This window comes from Methylocucumis oryzae (assembly GCF_000963695.1).
Classification (GTDB): Bacteria; Pseudomonadota; Gammaproteobacteria; order Methylococcales; family Methylomonadaceae; genus Methylovulum; species Methylovulum oryzae.
In genome coordinates, this window is sequence record NZ_LAJX01000330.1 from 1 (window position 1) to 3,520 (window position 3,520).

The window sequence follows — 3,520 nt, forward strand, 5'->3', positions numbered from 1 at the left end:
GCGCGTGGATTGAAACGCATAGTTGTCTCTAGTTTTGTAGGATTGCTTGAGTCGCGCCTCACGCAGGCGCGTGGATTGAAACGTCGTAGATAACAGCATAAACACCGACTGCTGAATGTCGCGCCTCACGCAGGCGCGTGGATTGAAACTAACTGTCATATACAGACGGCTTATCCACCTAACCGTCGTGCCTCAAGCAAGCGCGTGGATTGAAACTACTCACATAGTTATGACGTTGGTTTTAACGGGGCGGCGAGCTGTTTGCCAAACACCCCATAATCAAAATTAGCTATGCCATCAATGGCGCGTTCATCGCGACCGGTTATAAAACTTAATCAGCGGGTTTTAGCCGAGGCCAGATGTAATAATGCCTCGCTTAATGTGGCTTCATCGATAAATTTCAGTTTTTCACTACGACCTTGGTATTCGACGATGACGACACCTTCTGTGCCTAGTTCTAATTCCCGTGCTTTTTCCGGTTCGTTATCGGGATTGACAAAATGAAACGCAATATTCGGTTTGGCTTGTTTATATTTGCTGATTAAATCGGTGATTTGTAAGCGTAACGGCGAGCCAGCTTGAATATAGGCCGTAATCTCTATGGCTTCGGGTAATGAGGCCAATAACGGTGCTTGCCTGAGATAACGAGTTGTTGCGTTGTGCGCTGACGTCGATTTGTATAGGAACTTTACTGTTAACCAAGCGCATAGCATGAATGCCAATAGCATGAGCGCTGTGACTGCGGCATGAGTAAAACGGCTAAGCAGGTTTGTTCTCATGGTTGTCTTCTCAGCTTATCTAAGTGTCGGATGCTTAAGAATAAAAATAAACCGGTGTATAACAGGAAAAAAAGCACATCCACTGAGCTGAGCAAGCCGGTTTGTAAGTGCTGGAGACGAGGTGCAGTTTCATTCAAGTGTCTAAGTTGATAAACTGGGCAAAATATGAATTGGGACGTATAACATGGTCACAATAACCTTCGATACATTGGCGTTAGTCGATAAACTAAAGTCCGCAGGCTTTGATCAAACCCAAGCGGAGACGGTTATCCGAGTGATTTCCGAGGCGCAAGATAACTTAGTGACTAAAGATGATCTTAAGTCGGCGTTTGAAACTGCTTTAGCATCGATAAAAATTGACCTAGCCGTGTTAAAAGGGGAGGCCGTTTTTAATAAATGGATGCTTGGTTTTTTACTGGCTGCGGTTATGTCTATGGTCATAAAAAACGTTTTTTTAATAAGCATTCAACGCCGTTTTCGCCGCCAACTTATCACTAACCCCGTGCTAACCAACGCTAGCGGCAAGATAAGCAAAAAGCCAAACCCGACGATAGCCACGGTCAGTGGGTTTAATCGAAGCTGTTTATCTTGTGCGGATTTGTTGGGCACGTCTAAATAATTATCATCGTGTAACAGCCAGTTCACGACACGTAAACCAAAATCTAAATTCGCGACATTGCCTAAATAGGCGTTGGACAGAAAGTCGCTATCGCCTATAACGACGATGCGTTGTTCTTTATCGTTGGCTAAACTGCGCGTTAGCGCCCAGCCAAAGCTAACGGTTTGCTCTTTGTTATCGCCTGTTTCACTTAAAATACCGGTGTCTGTGCGTAAAATAGCTTTGGCGTCAAATACGCTGTTTGGGTTGTGGGTTAATGGCGAGACCACAGGAAACAGCGTAATAATTTGTAAACCTCGGGTGATGGGATGCGAAGGGTATTGGCTAACTGGGACGAATTCGTGGTTGTCTAAGCCGAATTTTTTGGCCTTGGCTTCTAGCATGATGCCGGGCAATTGGCTTAAACCGAGTTGCATTAATAGCCCTTCTAGCTGCGGCGTGTCGTGTTCTAGTAACAACAATAAATTACCGCCTTTATCGATGTAGCGGCGCAACATTTCTAGCTCGCCCGCTAATAGATGCGCGCTAGGGGCGGCAAGCACTAATAAACCAGAGTTATCCGGTATATCAGGCAATTCTGTTAAGTGAATCGCCACGCTTTTCAGATTACGTGCGGCGAGCTGTTTGCCAAACACGCCATAATCAAAATTAGCCATGCCATCAATGGCGCGTTCACCGTGACCGGTTATAAAACTTAACCAGCGGGTTTTAGCCGAGGCCAGATGTAATAAGGCATTGCTTAGTGTGGCTTCATCGATAAATTTTAGTTTTTCGCTGCGGCCTTGGTATTCGACGATGATGGCACCTTCTGGGCCTAGTTCTAATTCGCGTGCTTTTTCTGGTTCGTTATCGGGATTGACAAAATGAAACGCAATATTGGGTTTCGCTTGTTGATATTTGCTGATTAAGTCGTTGATTTGTAAACGTAACGGCGAGCCAGCTTGGATATAGGCTGTGATGGCTATGGCTTCGGGTAATGAGGCTAATAACTCTGTGCTAGCCTGAGATAACGAGTTATTGCGTTGTGCGCTGACGTCGATTTGAACAGGAAACTGTATTGTTAACCAAGCGCATAGCATAAACGTCAATAGAACCAGTGCTGTTAATACGGCACGAGGAAAGTGCCTAAACCTGTTTAGCTTCATGGTTGTCGTCTCAGTTTATCTAAGTGACTGATGCTTAAGAATAAAAATAAACCGGTGTATAACAGGAAAAAGCACACATCCACTGAGCTGAGCAAGCCGGTTTGTAAGTGCTGGAAATGTTTTAACAGTGATAAATAATTCAGTACCGGACTCGGTTCGTCACTAAAGTTGCTAGTCCAGTCTAATATCCATAACAGTAATAACAAGCCAAAGCTGCTAATCGCAGCGGCGACGGGGTGTGAAGAAAGACTGGAAAAATAAACCCCTGTTGCCGTAAACGCAGCGCTTAATAATGCTAATGCCAGACAATTACAGGCTAATTTGCCGAAATCGAGTGTTCCACCGAATAACAACGATAACGGCATACAGGTTAATAGCCCTAGTAACACCAATAACAAGCCCCAACAGGCTAAAAATTTACCGAGAATAATAGCTGCACTGCTAATCGGGGCTGATAATAGCAAGGTTAGGGTTTTATAGCGCCGCTCGCTGGCAATAACGCCCATCGTTAATAGCGGCGTTGCCAGTAATAACAAAATGCCAACATTGCCATATAACGGCAGTACGACAATATCAGTGAGTCCTGGCGCGTTGTCGATAAGCGCTAAGGTTTTTTGTAAGCGCATGAACTTTTCGACTTGGGTTAAAAACATAAATGCCGATAAGGCTTCTAATACCGCTAAGATAATCCAGGCTAACGGTGCTAAAAATAGGGTTTTAAACTCGCGTTCGGCAATGATGAATGCCGTCATGATTGATGTTCCTGTATGAGTGCTATAAAAATATCTTCCATGGTTTTTTTCACAGGGGTTAATTCTACTAATTCCCAGCCTTGGCTTCTAATCAGTTCAGTGAGTTCAGCAGTCGGATTGGCTTGCAAGCGGTAATGCACTTGAAATATCTCAGGTGTTATAGCGGTCACGGTGTCAACACCTGGTATTTTGGCAACTTGGTCTAAATCAGCGGGTCGTTGTGTG

Annotated in this window: 3 protein-coding genes and 1 pseudogene; all 4 read right to left on the reverse strand. The window is 44.6% G+C overall.

All coding sequences use genetic code 11. The annotated features are described in order from the left end of the window. Positions 1-335 precede the first annotated feature (335 nt). Positions 336-779: a DUF7088 domain-containing protein gene (locus tag VZ94_RS21135; protein ID WP_052700816.1), complete on the reverse strand. Its 444-nt coding sequence runs from the start codon at positions 777-779 to the stop codon at positions 336-338. A 465-nt stretch (positions 780-1,244) separates the two neighbouring features. Beyond that, positions 1,245-2,543, reverse strand: coding sequence for a GldG family protein (locus VZ94_RS21145; protein WP_045780765.1), 1,299 nt, complete (start codon positions 2,541-2,543; stop codon positions 1,245-1,247). Further along, on the reverse strand, positions 2,540-3,295 hold the full coding sequence (locus tag VZ94_RS21150; protein ID WP_045780766.1) for an ABC transporter permease: 756 nt from the start codon (positions 3,293-3,295) through the stop codon (positions 2,540-2,542). Before VZ94_RS21150 ends, VZ94_RS21145 begins: the two co-directional genes overlap by 4 nt. Next, positions 3,292-3,520: pseudogene (locus VZ94_RS26310) on the reverse strand (ABC transporter ATP-binding protein); the annotation flags it as partial. The gene VZ94_RS21150 and the pseudogene VZ94_RS26310, both read right to left, overlap by 4 nt.